The sequence below is a fragment of the Curvibacter lanceolatus ATCC 14669 genome (assembly GCF_000381265.1).
In the GTDB taxonomy this organism is placed as follows: domain Bacteria; phylum Pseudomonadota; class Gammaproteobacteria; order Burkholderiales; family Burkholderiaceae_C; genus Curvibacter; species Curvibacter lanceolatus.
The window spans coordinates 309,686-325,084 of record NZ_KB906254.1; the positions used below are offsets into that span (position 1 = coordinate 309,686).

At 61.0% G+C, this 15,399-nt stretch carries 24 protein-coding genes and 1 tRNA gene; 23 read left to right on the top strand and 2 right to left on the bottom strand.

All coding sequences use genetic code 11. From position 1 onward, the window contains the following. Positions 1-37: 37 nt before the first annotated feature. The gene (locus F624_RS33930) at positions 38-655 is read right to left on the bottom strand and encodes a LexA family protein (protein WP_084679422.1); all 618 of its coding nucleotides are present in this window, start codon (positions 653-655) and stop codon (positions 38-40) included. Between the two features lie 81 nt (positions 656-736). On the opposite strand from F624_RS33930, the gene F624_RS0105770 reads away from it, so the two are divergent. Further along, positions 737-988, top strand: coding sequence for a transcriptional regulator (locus F624_RS0105770; RefSeq protein ID WP_019573325.1), 252 nt, complete (start codon positions 737-739; stop codon positions 986-988). A gap of 83 nt (positions 989-1,071) precedes the next feature. On the opposite strand, the gene F624_RS36465 is transcribed toward F624_RS0105770, so the two are convergent. Next, a complete protein-coding gene (locus F624_RS36465) occupies positions 1,072-1,323 on the bottom strand; it encodes an ECs_2282 family putative zinc-binding protein (RefSeq protein WP_019573326.1) in 252 nt (83 codons plus the stop codon). Here F624_RS36465 and F624_RS34705 point away from each other — a divergent pair. The 22 genes from F624_RS34705 to F624_RS0105885 all read left to right on the top strand — a co-directional run bounded on the left by F624_RS34705 (position 1,262) and on the right by F624_RS0105885 (position 15,395). Then, positions 1,262-1,597, top strand: a complete 336-nt coding sequence (locus F624_RS34705; protein ID WP_157443339.1) for a hypothetical protein — start codon at positions 1,262-1,264, stop codon at positions 1,595-1,597. The genes F624_RS36465 and F624_RS34705 overlap by 62 nt on opposite strands. Before the next feature lie 76 nt (positions 1,598-1,673). Next, the gene (locus F624_RS0105780) at positions 1,674-1,967 is read left to right on the top strand and encodes a hypothetical protein (RefSeq protein WP_157443340.1); all 294 of its coding nucleotides are present in this window, start codon (positions 1,674-1,676) and stop codon (positions 1,965-1,967) included. Further along, on the top strand, positions 1,964-2,158 hold the full coding sequence (locus F624_RS0105785; protein ID WP_019573328.1) for a hypothetical protein: 195 nt from the start codon (positions 1,964-1,966) through the stop codon (positions 2,156-2,158). Before F624_RS0105780 ends, F624_RS0105785 begins: the two co-directional genes overlap by 4 nt. Then, positions 2,155-2,376: a hypothetical protein gene (locus F624_RS0105790; protein ID WP_019573329.1), complete on the top strand. Its 222-nt coding sequence runs from the start codon at positions 2,155-2,157 to the stop codon at positions 2,374-2,376. The genes F624_RS0105785 and F624_RS0105790 overlap by 4 nt, the downstream gene beginning before the upstream one ends. Then, complete coding sequence (locus tag F624_RS33245; protein ID WP_031254231.1) at positions 2,376-3,092, top strand: hypothetical protein; 717 nt, start codon at positions 2,376-2,378, stop codon at positions 3,090-3,092. Before F624_RS0105790 ends, F624_RS33245 begins: the two co-directional genes overlap by 1 nt. Further along, entirely contained in the window at positions 3,089-3,430 is a 342-nt protein-coding gene (locus tag F624_RS0105800) for a hypothetical protein (RefSeq protein WP_019573330.1), read from the top strand. Before F624_RS33245 ends, F624_RS0105800 begins: the two co-directional genes overlap by 4 nt. Further along, a complete protein-coding gene (locus tag F624_RS0105805; RefSeq protein WP_019573331.1) occupies positions 3,427-4,386 on the top strand; it encodes a DnaB-like helicase C-terminal domain-containing protein in 960 nt (319 codons plus the stop codon). Before F624_RS0105800 ends, F624_RS0105805 begins: the two co-directional genes overlap by 4 nt. A gap of 1 nt (position 4,387) precedes the next feature. After that, positions 4,388-4,756, top strand: a complete 369-nt coding sequence (locus F624_RS0105810) for a RusA family crossover junction endodeoxyribonuclease (RefSeq protein WP_031254235.1) — start codon at positions 4,388-4,390, stop codon at positions 4,754-4,756. 182 nt (positions 4,757-4,938) lie between these two features. Further along, positions 4,939-5,460 carry a DUF1367 family protein gene (locus F624_RS0105815; protein WP_019573333.1) on the top strand — a complete coding sequence of 174 codons (522 nt, stop codon included), beginning with the start codon at positions 4,939-4,941 and terminating at the stop codon, positions 5,458-5,460. Further along, positions 5,457-5,969 (top strand): HAD domain-containing protein, encoded by a 513-nt coding sequence (locus F624_RS32185; protein ID WP_019573334.1) that lies wholly within the window; start codon positions 5,457-5,459, stop codon positions 5,967-5,969. Before F624_RS0105815 ends, F624_RS32185 begins: the two co-directional genes overlap by 4 nt. Continuing rightward, positions 5,966-6,508 carry a nuclease domain-containing protein gene (locus tag F624_RS33250; protein ID WP_019573335.1) on the top strand — a complete coding sequence of 181 codons (543 nt, stop codon included), beginning with the start codon at positions 5,966-5,968 and terminating at the stop codon, positions 6,506-6,508. The genes F624_RS32185 and F624_RS33250 overlap by 4 nt, the downstream gene beginning before the upstream one ends. Next, positions 6,505-6,939 carry a hypothetical protein gene (locus F624_RS0105830; RefSeq protein WP_019573336.1) on the top strand — a complete coding sequence of 145 codons (435 nt, stop codon included), beginning with the start codon at positions 6,505-6,507 and terminating at the stop codon, positions 6,937-6,939. Before F624_RS33250 ends, F624_RS0105830 begins: the two co-directional genes overlap by 4 nt. After that, complete coding sequence (locus tag F624_RS0105835) at positions 6,936-7,196, top strand: hypothetical protein (RefSeq protein WP_019573337.1); 261 nt, start codon at positions 6,936-6,938, stop codon at positions 7,194-7,196. Before F624_RS0105830 ends, F624_RS0105835 begins: the two co-directional genes overlap by 4 nt. Further along, positions 7,193-7,897: a hypothetical protein gene (locus F624_RS0105840; protein ID WP_019573338.1), complete on the top strand. Its 705-nt coding sequence runs from the start codon at positions 7,193-7,195 to the stop codon at positions 7,895-7,897. The genes F624_RS0105835 and F624_RS0105840 overlap by 4 nt, the downstream gene beginning before the upstream one ends. Positions 7,898-8,347: 450 nt before the next feature. Then, positions 8,348-8,434 (top strand) — tRNA-Tyr (locus tag F624_RS0105845). A gap of 76 nt (positions 8,435-8,510) precedes the next feature. Next, positions 8,511-8,747 (top strand): hypothetical protein, encoded by a 237-nt coding sequence (locus tag F624_RS0105850; protein ID WP_157443341.1) that lies wholly within the window; start codon positions 8,511-8,513, stop codon positions 8,745-8,747. Next, a complete protein-coding gene (locus F624_RS0105855; RefSeq protein WP_019573340.1) occupies positions 8,744-8,977 on the top strand; it encodes a hypothetical protein in 234 nt (77 codons plus the stop codon). The genes F624_RS0105850 and F624_RS0105855 overlap by 4 nt, the downstream gene beginning before the upstream one ends. Before the next feature lie 533 nt (positions 8,978-9,510). After that, entirely contained in the window at positions 9,511-10,038 is a 528-nt protein-coding gene (locus F624_RS0105865) for a helix-turn-helix domain-containing protein (RefSeq protein ID WP_019573342.1), read from the top strand. A 4-nt stretch (positions 10,039-10,042) separates the two neighbouring features. Further along, positions 10,043-11,398 (top strand): PBSX family phage terminase large subunit, encoded by a 1,356-nt coding sequence (locus F624_RS0105870; protein ID WP_019573343.1) that lies wholly within the window; start codon positions 10,043-10,045, stop codon positions 11,396-11,398. Between the two features lie 2 nt (positions 11,399-11,400). After that, positions 11,401-12,897: a phage portal protein gene (locus tag F624_RS0105875; RefSeq protein WP_019573344.1), complete on the top strand. Its 1,497-nt coding sequence runs from the start codon at positions 11,401-11,403 to the stop codon at positions 12,895-12,897. Beyond that, positions 12,830-13,780, top strand: a complete 951-nt coding sequence (locus tag F624_RS0105880; protein ID WP_084679423.1) for a phage head morphogenesis protein — start codon at positions 12,830-12,832, stop codon at positions 13,778-13,780. The genes F624_RS0105875 and F624_RS0105880 overlap by 68 nt, the downstream gene beginning before the upstream one ends. A gap of 4 nt (positions 13,781-13,784) precedes the next feature. Next, positions 13,785-15,395: a DUF2213 domain-containing protein gene (locus F624_RS0105885; protein ID WP_019573346.1), complete on the top strand. Its 1,611-nt coding sequence runs from the start codon at positions 13,785-13,787 to the stop codon at positions 15,393-15,395. Positions 15,396-15,399 lie beyond the last annotated feature (4 nt).

Sequence of the window (15,399 nt, forward strand, 5' to 3'; positions counted from 1 at the left end):
CCCCTGCGATCCTTGTTCGGGTTTTCTAAATTGATCTCTATCGGTAACGCTTCTCCACTGATCGAAGAACGCCAATTATTCGACTATCGCCCAGAAGCTTTATTGGGTAGCGAGGATTGAGCGGCTTCAAATACCACTCCGTACCATCTTTTACGAGTTGCTTGAATGTGGTTTCGTCACCGCCATTTTTTGCGATAACGAAATCACCAGGAAGCGGATCGAGTTCGGGCTCAATGATCAGCACCATGCCCTCAGTGAACTCAGGCTCCATGCTGTCACCTGTGACGCGCAGGGCGAAGGTGTAGCGGTTGACGGGTACCGACGTGGAGATCATCTCCATGCCGCCATCGCCGGGGTGGAAGTTATCTACGTGCTCTGTGAACGATCCAGCTTGGACGCTTGAAATCAATGGAACCTCTCCCCTGATGTTTGGGCCTGGCGCAGTATTCGCGCTGCCGTCTCCCGTCATCAGTTGAGCTACCGAGATACCAAGCACGTCAGCAACTGCCTGCTGACGCTTTCGTGCGGGGGCTGTTCCGCCCTCTCGCTCCCATTGCTGAACCGTTGCGCGGGTGACACCGCAGAGCTTCGCGAATGCTTCTTCGGTAAGTGCGAGGCGTGCGCGCCCCTCTCTGATTAGCTTGTGAATGCTCATTGGAGGAGCCTACCGAGCAGACGGATTTTCGGCCAAGATAGAAAATGTTGCATTGATAGAAAAACTATCTACAATGCAACCATGGAACAAACGACCGAATCCCCACTTGACCGCGCGATCCGGCTTCACGGCGGGATCACCAAGCTTGCTCGCGACCTTGGGTTGAACAGCCACGCCGTGATCAACGGCTGGCGTAAGACTCGCGTCCCATCGGACCACTGCCCAAGCATTGAAGGCTTGACCGGCGTCCCTTGCGAAGAGCTCCGTCCCGATGTGCGCTGGGAGGTATTGCGCGCCAAGGCCCAGCCCACTCAAGCAGGGCAGGTGGCGTGATGTCCATGGTGACCATGCGTTTGTCGTTCGACACGACATCGCTTCAAACCCAACTCCACGAGCTGGGCGAACTTGTGGCGTCTTTACCGCAAGAGACCGCGAAGCGACTTCTTGATTTCGTCCTTGGCGATCTGGACGGCCATCTGCTTGATGTCCTCCCCATTGATGGCGTGCCCGCAGTCGTTGCAGACCAGCCCGTTCAAGTCCTCTATCGACTGAGGCTTGGTGGTCGTTTTGAACGTGCTGCTGCCGCAATTCGGGCAGGAGAAGTTGATGGTCTCTTCTGAGTTTTCCATGGTCCGGTCCCTTTGCAAATGGTTGTGTGAGAACTCCATTTTGCTGAAGGTGCACCGGGCCACCAACACCTCGATCTGCCCAAGCGTCCAAGTCGGCGCGGGTGAGATCGCACTCCATGCCGTCACACCCAGTGCAAGCGTCTTCTCCTCCCTGGACGCGGGTGCGGCTTTTGCCCTGGGCCTTTTGGCCCCGGGCGCTTTTGTTTTGAAGTTTTTTCGTGAAGTCCATGCCAAAAATTTTGGACTTTCGAGCCACTCCACACCACTCAACAGATTGGAGCAGCGCTGTGTCGCAACTCGGAATACCCGTTGAAGTCACCCCGCAAGAGGTGGCTCGTGAGTCCACCCTTGGTGGTTCGATCTCCCTCTGCGCCAAGGCCGCAGGCCTGATGCCAAAAGAAGTTCAAGACGCCCTGAAGGCCGACCGCTCGCAGTTCTCTCGCTGGACTGACGACAAAGAGGGGATCACTTGGTCAAAGCTTTCCGCTCTGATGGACGTGTGTGGCAACGATGCGCCCCTGCTTTGGATGCTGAACGCCCGCGGCTACGACCTGACCAGCCTGCGCAAGCGTGAGACCGAGACCCAGCGCGAACTGCGCGAGGCCCGCGAGGAGATTGAGCGCCTGAAGCAGGAGCGCGAAGTCGAGCGCCGCCTGTTCCGTGACCTGAGGGCTGCAGCATGACCCAGCATCTCACCCCCCACAACTTGACGGCCGAAGAACTGGGCCGCCGTGACGCCCAGCAGGCCCACCACGGCTGCGCCGTCAGCAACCCCTTCCCGCCTTGCCATCCTGATCACAGCGCCTGGCAGACCGCCTACAACAGCGAGGCCCTGCGCCTCTTTCATGCCGATCTGGTTTTGGAGGCCGCATGACCTCAGAAGAAAAGCAGCAACTCGCCGACAAGGCGCTTGAACTGCGCATTCAGGCCCAGGGTCACCTGATGCAGGTCGCCATGATCTATTTCGAGCTCACGGGCGCCCCTTACTACCGGACTTTGGCCGACCACTATTTGGCCGACCAGAACCACCTGATTGGCCAGCGTAGCCCTGCCCAGGTGCAGCGGATGGAACTGGCCGGAGGGTTGGCCTGATGGCTCGAATCCGCACGATCAAGCCTGAGTTCTTCACAAGCGAAGACATCTGCTCGCTCACACCTTTGGCACGTCTCCTATACGTAGCACTCTGGTGTGAAGCCGATCGGGCAGGTCGCTTTGAGTGGAAGCCTCGCACATTCAAGCTGCGCTATCTCCCTGGGGATAACTGCGATGTCGAAACGCTCGCTTCCGAGCTGGTCAATGCCGGTCTGGTCATCTTGTATGAAGCTGACGGCAAGAACCTGGCGGAAATTCCGACGTTCGACAAGCACCAAGTTATCAACAACAGGGAGTCCGAAAGCCAATTTCCTTCACGCGTGGCCAACGCGTCAACCACGCGTCAAGCACGCGTGAAAGCGGAAGGAAGGAAGGAAGGGAAAGGAAAGGATGCACGCGTCGCGTCGCTGAGCGACACAACGCAAGATCCGGATGAGCCTTTGGCCTCACTGGTCGACATCCCTTTGGTCGACAAGACCGATTACGAGGTAACGCAATCCGCCGTGGACGAGTGGCAGGAATCATTCCCCGCCGTCGATGTGCTGCAGCAGGTCAAGGCCATGCGGGCTTGGTGCCACGCCAACCCGACCAACCGAAAGACCCGGGCCGGCATTGAGCGATTCATCGTCCGTTGGCTTGCGAAAGCCCAGAACCAAGCGCCCCGCAGCGGCGCCTCTGGCGGCGGGTCTTCCGATGGCGCCGGGAGCTACGTATGACCGGCCAGGACAAGATCATCGAACTGCGCCGCCGCGGCTTTGCCGTGGACATCGTTCGCATTGAACTGGCGGACATTCGCCCCGCGCTGGGCTCCGTCGCCGTCAGTGAGGCGGACACCCCTGAGCTCCAGGACTGGCGTTTTGCCTACGGCCTGACAGCCATGGTGTCCGGGATGGATGCGACGCGTATTGCACGCGTGGCTCACGCGTTAAAGCCGATTGCAAAACGCGTCATCACCAATCTTTATCGATGGCCGGTGCGCGACTCCCGCGGCCATCCGAGCGTTCAGCTTCTTCAAATCACAGACACGGAGGGCCTTTTGACATGGCAAGCATGATTTTTCCCGACGAGATCGATTTCGATGAGTACATGCACGAAACCGATGCCCATCAGAAGGTGCGATCGGCTTCCGAGTACGTGCAGGAGTTGATCGATCGGATCAACAACCCGGTCAAGCGCCGATTCCCCGTGATGCCTTGGCACAAGACACATGGGCTGATTCAATTTCGCCCCGGCGAGGTCACGCTTTGGGGCGGCGCAAACGGCGGCGGTAAGAGTCTCGTCACGGGGCAAGTGGGCATGCATCTTTGCGCCCAGGATCAGCGCGTTTGCATCGCCAGCTTTGAAATGAAGCCGATTCGCACGCTTGAACGCATGGGCCGGCAGTGGACCGGTTTTAACCCCGACCACCCGGCTTACGCTGGGAGTGATGAGGGGGAAAAAAGCCTTCTCAAGGTCTACGAAGATTTCAAGGCATGGACAAATGGGCGCCTCTGGCTGTACGACCAGCAGGGCACCGTAAGGGCTGAACAAGTGGGGGCCGTGGCTCGCTACTGCGCCAAGGAAAAGGGTATCACTCATTTTTTCATCGACTCCCTCATGAAGTGCGTGAGCGGGGAGGATGACTACAACGGACAGAAATCGTTTGTGGATGAGCTCACAGCCATCGCCCGCGATTACCAGATGCATATCCACCTCGTGCACCACATCCGCAAGCCTGCTGACGAGAGCCACAAGCCCAACAAGTACGACTACAAAGGGTCGGGAGCCATCACCGACCAGGTGGACAACGTGATCAGCGTTTGGCGCAACAAGCCAAAGGAAAAGAAGCGCCACGAGGGAAAGATGGGCGACGAGACCAAAGAGCCAGACTGCTTGCTGATCTGCGATAAGCAGCGCAACGGCGAGTGGGAGGGAAACATCGGCCTGTGGTTTGACCCTGAGAGTCAGCAGTTTGTCGCCAACCCCGGCGATCAGCCCATGGTCCTTTTTCGTCATCCAGAGGACTGCTGAGATGTCATTTTCCGTAACTCTCCCGTTCCCCCCCAAAGAGCTGAGCCCCAATGCCCGGTTGCATTGGGCTCAGAAGTCCAAGCACGCGAAGGCCTACCGCATGACCTGCTTTGCACTTGCCCATCAGGCAAAGCTGGTGAAGCCTGAGACGGAAGGCCGCGTCCATCTGTGGATCGACTTCTACCCACCTGACCGCCGCCACCGGGATGACGACAACATGATTGCTGCGTTCAAGGCTGGCCGGGATGGCCTGGCTGATGCCTTGGGGATTGATGACAAGCGCTTCGTCTGCCACCCCTTTGTGCGCGATGAGGTCGGCGGAATGGTCAAGGTGCACCTGACAGCTGGGGCGGAGGTGGCCCATGGATAAGCAAGACTTGAACATGGTCATTGGGGCTCTTTTGGCCTCAAGTCCCTGGGCATTCCCGCCGACCCCAAACCTCAGTGAGAAGACCTGCAGGCGCTTTGAATTGGCATATCGGGCGCGTGCGGTTGTGATCTTTGATCGCGTCTTGAATCGCGAGTGGAGCCGCTGCGACAGGAGTGCCCGCAATGGCTGACATCACTTTGGTTCGTCAGCACGGCGTTGAACTCACCGAGGCCGACAAGGAAGCCGCCCGTCGCGTCATGTTCGGCTTCGTGGATGGCCTCGGCGAGAAGGGCCGCCGCCAGTGGCGCGGATTCTGGTCCCGCCTGCTGCGCCTGGAGCCCGGTGAGATGGTCGAGGTCAAGACCCATCAGTCTCGCCTGGGCTGGTATCACCGCAAGCACATGGCGCTGGAGCAGGCCGTATTCGAAGCCCAGGAGAAGTTCGAGGACTTCGAAGCCTTCCGCACCTGGTTGAAGGTCGGCAGCGGCTTTGTTGACTGGCACCCAGGCCCGAAAGGCGGAGTGATCCCCGTCCCGAAGTCCATCAGCTACTCAAATCTGGAGCAGGGCGAGATGGAAGAGTTCCACTTGGCCGCCGTCCAGTTTCTGCGCCATGAATGTGCCGGGCGCACGCTCTGGAAGCACCTGAAGCCGGTGCAACGCATCGAAATGATCGAGTCGATCCTTGGGGAGTTTCGGGAATGAAAGCCGTCTTCCTTGATATTGATGGTGTCTTGAACTGCCATCGCACATGCATAGCCTTTGGCGGCATTCCTCATTCAACGGCAGACGGTGGCATCCAGTTGCTGGACGCCGTCGCCATCGGGTTGATTGGTGGGATTGTTCGGCTAGCGGGGGCTGTTGTCGTTCTCTCATCGACTTGGAGAAAACACGCGGACTGGACGCAATATGGCAAAGACCTTGGCCTGCCAATCGTCGACCGGACCCCGTCACTTCCCGGCATCCGTGGGGCCGAAATTCAAGACTGGCTTGATCGCCACCCTGGAATTGAGCGCTTCGCCATCATCGATGATGACCGGGACATGCTGCCAGAGCAGCTCCCCTACTTTGTCCACACATCTGGGTTCGATGGCTTTACCTGGGCAAACGCCTTGCGGCTGGCCGATCTGATGGGGGTCAACATCTTTGATGTGAACCATCCTGGCCAGCGCCTGCCAGTAGTGACAAAGGGCCTTGACTGGGGCGGCGTATGAAGCGCACCCCCATGAAGCGCAGCGGCTTCAAGCGCGCACCGCGCCGAGAGCCCATCGAACGCGCCGAGCGCGTGCCGGCCCAGGCCGTGGCCACGGTGAAGCCCATCCGCCGCGGTGTGATCGCGCCGGTGAACGGGTTTACGGCAGCCATCCCCAAGACGCCCCGTCACAAGAACGCCCATCTGCTTGAAATGGCACGGGGCCGCGGCTGCCTGATGCGCGTACAGGGAGTTTGCAACTACGACAGCACGACAACTGTGGCCGCTCATTCCAATTGGAGCCGCCACGGTGGGAAGGGTGGCGCCCGAAAGGCAAATGATGAATTCACCGTGTGGTCTTGCAGTTGCTGCCATGACTGGCTCGACAAAGGCCCGGCCGACGCCGTTCTCAAGGAAATGACCTTCATGCGCGCCCACCTGGCCCAGGTCCTGGAATGGCGCGCCATCGCTTTCGACACCACCCAGCCCGAGCGCGACCGCCGCGCCGCCCAATGGGCGCTGGATCACCTCAATGCAACCCCGATTGGAGCCGCAGCATGAAGCCCCGTCCCAAGACCCTCAACATGGTCGAGCGCGCCGTGATCGCTCAGGAATGGCGCGGCACAGTCCCGGCCGCCCGCATCCACATCCTCATCGGCGATGGTGGTGTGCACATGGTCAACCAGGCCGGCAAGGTGCTGTTTGTGGTTCTGGGTGCCGCGCTGGAAATGCAGATGGACCCGGACAGGCCCGAGCTGCGCATCATCCGCGCCTCGGTCAACGCCCTGGAAACCCAGGCAGAGAACGATGAGGTGAACCCGGTGCACCGCGCCGCCATCTCGTCGGGCCTGGAGGCCTGCGTCCGACTGCTGCCCGAGATCCCCCACCCGGTGATCGTCCGATCCGCGTGCGACCTGCACCTGAAGCTGAAGAACGGCCACGCCATGGCATCCGACTTCAAGGAACGCCTCGGCAGATTGGTGGCTGCATGAGCAACGACTGTCCCGACTGCACCCAAGCCCGACTGATTTGGCACTGGGGTGCCTATCACGATGGCTGCAAAGGCTGCCAGACCAGAGCGCTTTCCAAGTGCCTGGGCTTCTGGCAATCCCAGCGCAATGGCCGCCTCTCCACCGAGTACCGAGCTGCCCTGCAGACGATCTTCGGCGAGGACTGGACCCCTGGCCACGAAGCCGTCAAGGCTGAAGCCGCCCGCATCGAACAACTCAAGAAAGGAGCCTCCCAGTGACCAACGCAGCACCGGTGCCGAAGCCCAAGAAACCCACACCGCCCGCCGCCGGCCCCGCGCCCGAGGCTCCAGAACCCCGCACGATAGAGGAGGCCTACACCGCTGCCATCGTCTCCAGCCACCTCCGTGTCGAGGCCGATCGCCCAGGCGCCGCCGACTTCCTGATTGCTGCCGGCTGGAGCCAGAGCCGCATTGGCCTGGCCATGCTGCGCCTGCACACCGAGTGGGAGCGTGCGGCCAAGCCCCGACCGGTGAGCAAGGAAGCCGTCGAGCGCATCGCCAAAGAGGTGCCCAGAACCGTGAAAGTGGCCCCCCCACACCCAGCAACGCAGCAGGCCAGAGCCCAGGCTGAGGTTGATCGCTGGGAGGCCAACGAATGGATACTGGTGATCCAGCAGCTCAAGTCTTGGAAGGGAGTGGCCGCCATCCTGACCGGCCAGATGGACAAGTGGAAGGTGCACGACCCCAGCGCCAAGGCATCCAAGGTGATCCTGTGGTGGATGAACCAGAACTGCCCGGCCTGCAACGGCACGAAGCTGGGCCCCAGCGGCCGGGGGGCCATGTGCCGCCCCTGCAAGGGCACGGGCAAGACCCAGCCCCCATTCGGTGAAGACGGAAAGCGCCTGGCCAACTGGATTGACTGCTGTGTCGAGCTGGCCCGGGGGAACATCGGGCAGCGCCGCAGCGGGGGGAAGCGCTGAAAGAGGAGGGGGGTTGCATACCTCCCTCAAAAAAGGTATCATCGGCGCCGCTGATCGCCGGAGGTGCTTATCTCCATGCCCACGAATCTCTGCCGACTTGAGCCCCGGACCGCCACGTAAGCACCGGGGATCGCTCTCGCAGGATTCGTGCGCCCAGAAACACCCGCCTCGGAGGGTTTTTGCTTTCAAGCCTGCTGACTTCAATGACCTGTGCCCTGACTCATTTTGAGGATCGGGGAAGCCGGGGGCCTGATGGCCGAAGTGAAGCCTGCGATAGTCAGCAGCCTTGAGAGTGAATGCGGATGATGACCGCGACCTTGTTGATGTGGCGTGTGCGTGAGTTCGAGCAAGCCACCAGGGGCTCACAAGCAGGAAATGCATCACCTGCCACTCCATGGGGTGCAAGTCCCACAAGCCATCTGGGTGAAAGGCCCCCGGAGCCAAATTCAAGGATTGCGGGCGGCGCTGGCGACCGCAGCAGACTGTAAATCTGTAGCCCTCCGGGGCAGCGGGGTTCGAGTCCCTGGCGATCCACCAATTCAAGCGGCACCCAATGCAACCCAAGTTCGTCTACCTGCTGTGGCAGCATGAAGAGAGCGGCCCTGAAGACCTGATGGCCACCCTCGACAAAGGCAACTTGTTGGCGATGTTCGACCGCTGGTATGAGGCGTGCCGTGGCCAAAACCCCCATGTCACAGGCGATTGGCTGGAGCGCTGCAAAAAGCAAGAAGCTGAATACCGCGCAGCACTGGCCGAAAAGCTCAGCCTGCCCGATCAGGAGGAGATTTACCCTCTGACCAAGGGCTGGGGCGGCTGGCACTTCCAGATCAAGGAATTGGACGTCTCATGAAGATCGGCGGCGCAAAATTTCGGCGTATCAGCAAGCGCCGGCAGAAGATCCAGCTCAAGAAGCAGGTCAAGGCCGCGCTGATGCCGGGTTTCGGGCGTGAGCATGATCCGATGCGCTATCAGGTAGCCGAAGCGGCGGCAAAGCTCTGGGGGCGAAAGATCTGCCTTATTCCCACTCTGAAAATTCGAATTCCTGCGTCGCAAGGTTTTGATCAAGCCATCTCGGCGTAGGTGACGCCGGCAAGACCGGCTTCCAGCGGGCCGAATACATCGGGCATAAATGCGGGTGAAATACCGCCGGATCGCGTAACCGGCAATCAATTCAAAGCCTTCAGTCAATACCTGAGGGCTTTTCTGTTTGCGCCGCCGCTGTGGCCCAGGGTTAGCGCCTGGGCGGGCCACCATGAAAACTCCCTGAGATATCCAATAACGCTGCTTGATGCGATCGCAGCGACGGCGCACCTTTTTACGCAGGGCCTCCCTCCACCCCCATCTGCCGCAGCCACTGAGCCGCCCGCACTACAGGGAAGAGCCCTGCACCAATTCCCTGGACAAATGGCATGAGCAACCCGCCACCTCCACCGCCAATGCCATCGGTACTCCCTGCGTTGCAGCATCTGCAGAATGCCAAGGCAGCTCTTGAGCGTCCTGCTTGGAGCCCCTCCCAGGTGGAGGATCAGATCCGCAGCGCTGAATTCTTTATCGCCAAGGCGAAGCTGGCCCTTCAGGGCGGAACTACGCCGTAACCATCTTCCAAAGACGCCATGGCCCGCCCCTCAAAGCTCACCGAAACCCAATGGGAAGAGATCCGCAAGCGGCTCTTGGCCGGGGAGAAGGCTGCAGACCTTGCGCGTGAGTTCGGCGTTTCGAAGGCCGCGATCAGTACGAGAGTTTCGAAACGAATCGAAACCATAAAAACCGTTGCAAATCAAATAGTTACCGCAGATCAGGCGCTGCGTTCACTTTCGATTTCTGAACAGCGTGATGCTCTGACCCTGGCTGATGACCTGAAATCCATCAGCAAGAACCTGGCATCGGCGGCCCGCTACGGCGCTGCGACTGCCCACCGCCTGAGCGCGCTGGCCAACTCACAGACCGAACTGGTTGACGACGCCGACCCGCTGAGCACTTCCGCCCAGTTGAAGAGCGTGGCGATGCTGCAGAGCCTGGCCAACGAGGCCGCCAAGACGCCGCTGAACCTTCTGGCCGCCAACAAGGAAGAAGTCGCCCGCGTGAACCGAGGCGACGCGGACAAGAAGCCGCTGACCCTGAGCGACCTCTACGACGACTGACCCCATGGCAAAGCTCAACCCGGCGCTGCGAGACTTCTGGCGCCGGCGGGCACGCATCCGGGTGCTGTACGGTGGCCGCTCAAGCTCCAAGAGCTGGGACGCGGCCGGCATGGTCACCTACATGGCCAGCAAAGCGCGAATTCGCGTTCTGTGCACGCGTCAGTTTCAGAACAAGATCGAGGAGTCGGTCTACACCCTGCTGAAGATCCAGATCGAGCGACTGGGCCTTCAGGATAAGTTTGAGATCTTGAACAACAAGATCACCTGCCTGGAGACGGGCAGCGAGTTCCTGTTTTACGGCCTGTGGCGGTCCATCGATGAAGTCAAGTCGCTGGAGGGCATTGACATCCTCTGGATTGAGGAAGCCCACAACCTCACCGAAGAGCAGTGGAAGATCTTGGAGCCGACCATCCGCAAGGAAGGCAGCCAGATCTGGATCATCTTCAACCCCAGGCTGGCGACCGACTTCGTCTACAAGCGCTTCGTTCGCAACCCGCCGCCCGATGCCGTGGTGCGCAAGATCAACTACGACGAGAACCCGTTCTTGTCGGAGACGATGCGCAAGGTCATTGAGGCTGCCAAGGCTGAGGATGAAGAGGAATACCGTCACGTCTACCTGGGTGAACCCAAGGATGACGACGACATGGCTGTGTTCAAGCGCAGTCACCTGATGACGGCGATTGATGCCCACAAGACGCTTGGCATTGAAATAGCCGGGGCTCGAAGCCTGGGTTTTGACGTTGCCGACGCTGGCGACGACTCCTGCGCGATGGTCGAATCTCACGGCCCGCTGACTTCCTGGGCCCGCCTCTGGAAGGCCAAGGAAGACGAACTGCTGAAGTCTTGCGCCCTGGTGTGGAAGACGGCGCGCGACCGTGACGACGACATCATCTACGACGCTATCGGCGTCGGGGCCTCGGCGGGCGCGAAGTTCAACGAGCTCAACGCCGAGCACGGAAAGCGCATCGCGCATTCCAAGTTCCTGGCCGGCGGGGCGGTGTTCAAGCCTGATCAGCTCTACCCGGGCACCAAGGTCAAGAACCGCGACTACTTCGCCAACATCAAGGCCCAGGCCTGGTGGATGACGGCCGACCGGGTGCGCAACACCTTTGCCGCGGTGAAGGATGGTCGGACATTCGACCCCAGCGACCTGCTGTTTCTCGACTCATCCATGCCCTACCTGGACGAGATGATCGAGGAGCTGTGCATACCCAAGCGCGACTTCGACAGCGCTGGGCGTGTGAAGGTCGAGAGCAAAAAAGACCTTGCCAAACGGGACATTGCGTCCCCCAACCTTGCCGACGCTTTCATCATGGCCCACGCGGGCCCGATGCTGCGTGCGCGCTCTTTCTTCGGCTGACTATGTTCGACTGGTTCCGCAAATCTGAGACGAAACAACCGGCTCAGACGCCCGAGAACCGTCGTTTGCCGAGCTTCTTCAGCACCCACGCTGCGGAGGCCGGCCAGTCCCTGGTGAACTCGCGGGATGTGATCCACGGCTTGATTAATCAGGCCCCTAAGCTTGTCACAGCATCGGCCCAGGATTCATCCGACGGCAACACTCTTTCGCTCAAGCAGCAGCTGAACTTCGGCGGCATGAACGAGGTGCTGGGCGCCTGGTACGCAAGCCAGAGCTTCATCGGCTACCAGTACGCGGCTATGCTGGCCCAGAACTGGCTGATCAACAAGTGCTGCACCATGCCCGGCCGAGATGCCGTGCGCAACGGGTTCGAAATCGTGGCCGCCGATGGTCAAGAGATCGACCCGGCAGCGATGACGATCCTGCGCCGGTACGACAAGGCCTTCAAACTGCGCTGGAATCTGGAGCAGTTCATCCGCATGGGTCGCATCTTCGGCGTGCGTATCGCTCTGTTCCGAGTGCAGTCCCAAGACCCGGAATATTACGAAAAGCCGTTCAACCCGGACGGCGTGACGCCAGGCTCCTACAAAGGCATCGTGCAGGTCGACCCCTACTGGGTTGTCCCGCAGCTTGAGCAGCACGCGGTGGCGAACCCGGAAACGCTGCATTTTTACGAGCCCACCTGGTGGATCATCAACGGAAAGAAGTACCACCGGTCCCACCTGGTGATCTTCCGCAATGCCGAGCCGCCCGACCTGCTGAAACCGGCCTACCTCTACGGCGGCATCCCGGTGCCCCAGCAGATCATGGAGCGGGTCTACGCAGCCGAGCGCGTGGCGAACGAAGCCCCGCAACTGGCCCAGACCAAGCGCACCACGGTGTGGCGCACGGCCATGGACACGTTCATCGGCAAGGGCGAGGAGGCCTTCGAGGCCTTGAACCGCTGGGTGTCCTTCCGAGACAACTACGGGGTCAAGCTGGGCGACAAGGAAGGCGACGACTTCCAGCAGTTCGACACCTCGCTGGCCGACCTGGACACGGTCATCATGACCCAGTACCAGATCGTTGCTGCCGCGGCGAATGTTCCTGCGACCAAGCTTCTTGGCACCACCCCGAAGGGCTTCAACTCCACCGGCGAGTACGAGGAATCGAACTACCACGAAGAGCTGGAGAGCATCCAAGAGCACGACCTGACGCCTCTCATTGAGCGTCACCACCTGCTGGTGATGCGCTCTTTCGTGCGCCCGAAGGTGCAGATGCCCGAGCAGATCGACATCACCGTCGAGTGGCGCCCGGTGGATAGCCCGACCGCGAAGGAACAGGCTGAAACCAACCTGGTGAAGGCTCAGACCGGCCAAGCCCTGGTAGCCAGCGGCGCCATCAGCAACGAAGACGAACGCCAGCGCATCGCCCGCGACCCGACATCAGGCTATGCCGGCATCGAGCTGGGCGACCAGGGCGGACCTGATCCATACGACGACGATGACGACCTTGAATAAACCCAATCAGATGCGCGGCGGTGTGCTCACGCCCAGTGCCGCGATCCAGATTGAGTATTCGTCGGCCATCCTCGCCCTAGTGCGGCGCATGTGCGATGAGACCAAGCGGGTCATGAAGGCGGCTTTTGCTGAGAGCGTACACCACGCCGCGCAGGATGCAAAGGAGCGACCGCCGGCCCTGGAGGGCTTCCCTGACCCGGAAGACCAGCCCAAGCCCGAAGAGATCCGCGAGTACATCAAGAACCTCGGCCCCCGGGCGCGGATCGACCTGAACCACCTGATGCTCAAGTACGAGAAGGAGTTCAGTCGCACCGCCAAGAAGGCGACAAAGCGCATGGTGGCGCGCACGCTGAAAAGCAGCAGCGTCACCCTGGGCCTGTCCCTGCGCGAACTCTCGGACAAGCTGACCTTGAGCACGGACGTGTTCACCGACCAGCTGCAGGAGGTCGTACAGGCCAGCACCGCCGAGGCGGTGAGCCTGATCAAGCTGATCCCGCAGAAGTACCTCACCGAGGTGCAGGGCGCGGTTTCTCGCTCGATCACGTCGGGCAACGGGCTCAAGGACCTGGTGCCGTTCCTCAACCAGAAGTACGACCAGAACATCCGCCACGCCCGCAACGTGTCGATGGACCAGACCCGCAAGGCCTATTCCAACATCAACGCGGCCCGGATGCAGGCCATCGGGGTGCGTGAGTACGAATGGGTGCACACGGGTGGCTCAGTCCATCCCCGCGAGAACCACCAGCGCATGAACGGCAAGGTTTTCAGCCTGGACGATCCGCCGGTCATCGGCGTGATGTACGGCCAGGAAGTTCGCGGAAAGCCCGGGGACCTGCCTTTCTGCCGATGCCAGATGCGGCCAATCATCAAATTCGAGGAGTAGGCCAATGCCACCCACCACCGACCCCGCACAAGTCGAGGCGGTCACTGCTGCTGCGCCCGTTGCGGCCGGCATTCTCTACCGCGCCGACACAGGCCGGGTTTTGCTGCTGAAGCGCGGCATGGGCGGCAATCACCCTGGCACCTGGGCGTTTCCTGGGGGCGGCATCGAAGAGGGTGAATCGCCCCTGGAGGCAGCCATCCGCGAATCTCGCGAGGAAACCGCGCATACCCCGGCCGCCGGCCTGGAACTGCTTGGAACCACGCCTGATGGTGTGTTTCAAGTATTCCTCTGCGCCGGTGAGCCCGAGTTCTTCCCGACCCTGAACGCCGAGCATGACGGCTACGTCTGGGCATTGCCTGACGACCAGCCGCAGCCGCTGCACCCTGGTGTGGCCGACTGGCTGACGGCATCGGTGGCTGACGACGCCCCCGGTGATGACCAGGTGAGCGGCATGGATGAGGCGCTGGGCGTGCGCCTGCAGATCGGTGACGCCTGGGCTGCCGACAAGGCCAGCGCGCGACAGATGGACGTGAACGGCTGGTTCGAAGTGAAGGCCAACCCGATCAGCAAGGTCGGCGTCTTCCCCTACACCGGCCGGCAGATCCCAGGCGCACCTGACCCCAACAAGATCTACATGGTCTACCGGCCTGCCGAGGAATTGGCATCCACCGAGACCCTGGAGTCCCTGAAGCTGATCCCGTGGATCGACAACCACGTCATGCTGGGCTCCGAAGAAGCGGGCATGACCCCCGCCGAACGCAAAGGCGTGCAGGGCGTGACCGGCGAAGACGTGTTCTTCGAAGACGGCGTTGTCCGCGCCAATCTGAAAGTGTTCTCCGAGTCCATGGCCAACGCCATCGATGCAGGAAAAACCGAGTTGTCTCTCGGATACCGATGCAGGTACGACCCGACCCCCGGCGAGTTCGAGGGCCAGGCTTACGACTACGTGCAGCGGGACATCCGCGGCAATCACCTTGCCCTGGTTGACGCCGGGCGCATGGGCCCTGACGTGGCTGTTCTTGACAGCGCCGACGAGCCGAAACCACCAACCCCTGAAGAAGGAGCCGCTATGGCTGATGAAAACAAAGAGGGCGGCTCCGGCTTGACGCTGGAACAGGCCCTGAAGGCAATCGAGCAGGTGATGCCTGCGCTGAAGATGCTGCAAGAACATGCTGCCGGCAAGACTGCCGACCCGGCCCCGTCGGCTGACACCGACCCGAACGCTGATCCCGACAAGGATCCGAACGCCCAGGACGCCGACCAAGACATGCCCGAGGGCAAGAAGCCTGACCAGGACAAGCCCGGCACCGGCATGGATTCCGGCATGACCTTCAAGTCGTTCGCCGCCCAGGCCGCCCGCCGCGACCGCTTGGCCGTCGCCCTGAGCAAGCACATCGGCACTTTCGACCATGCCGAAATGACCGAATCCGAGGTGGCCGCCTACGGCGTGAAGAAGCTGGGCCTGAGCGTTGCCGCCGGCCAAGAAGCTGCCGCCCTGGCTGGCTACCTCGCCGCCGCCGTCGATCCCGCATCGAAGGCCGTCCCCACCCACGCTCAAGACGGCGCTGTCAAGAAGTCCAACTTCGTGACCCGTCACCTGGGCAAGCAGGAGTAAGACC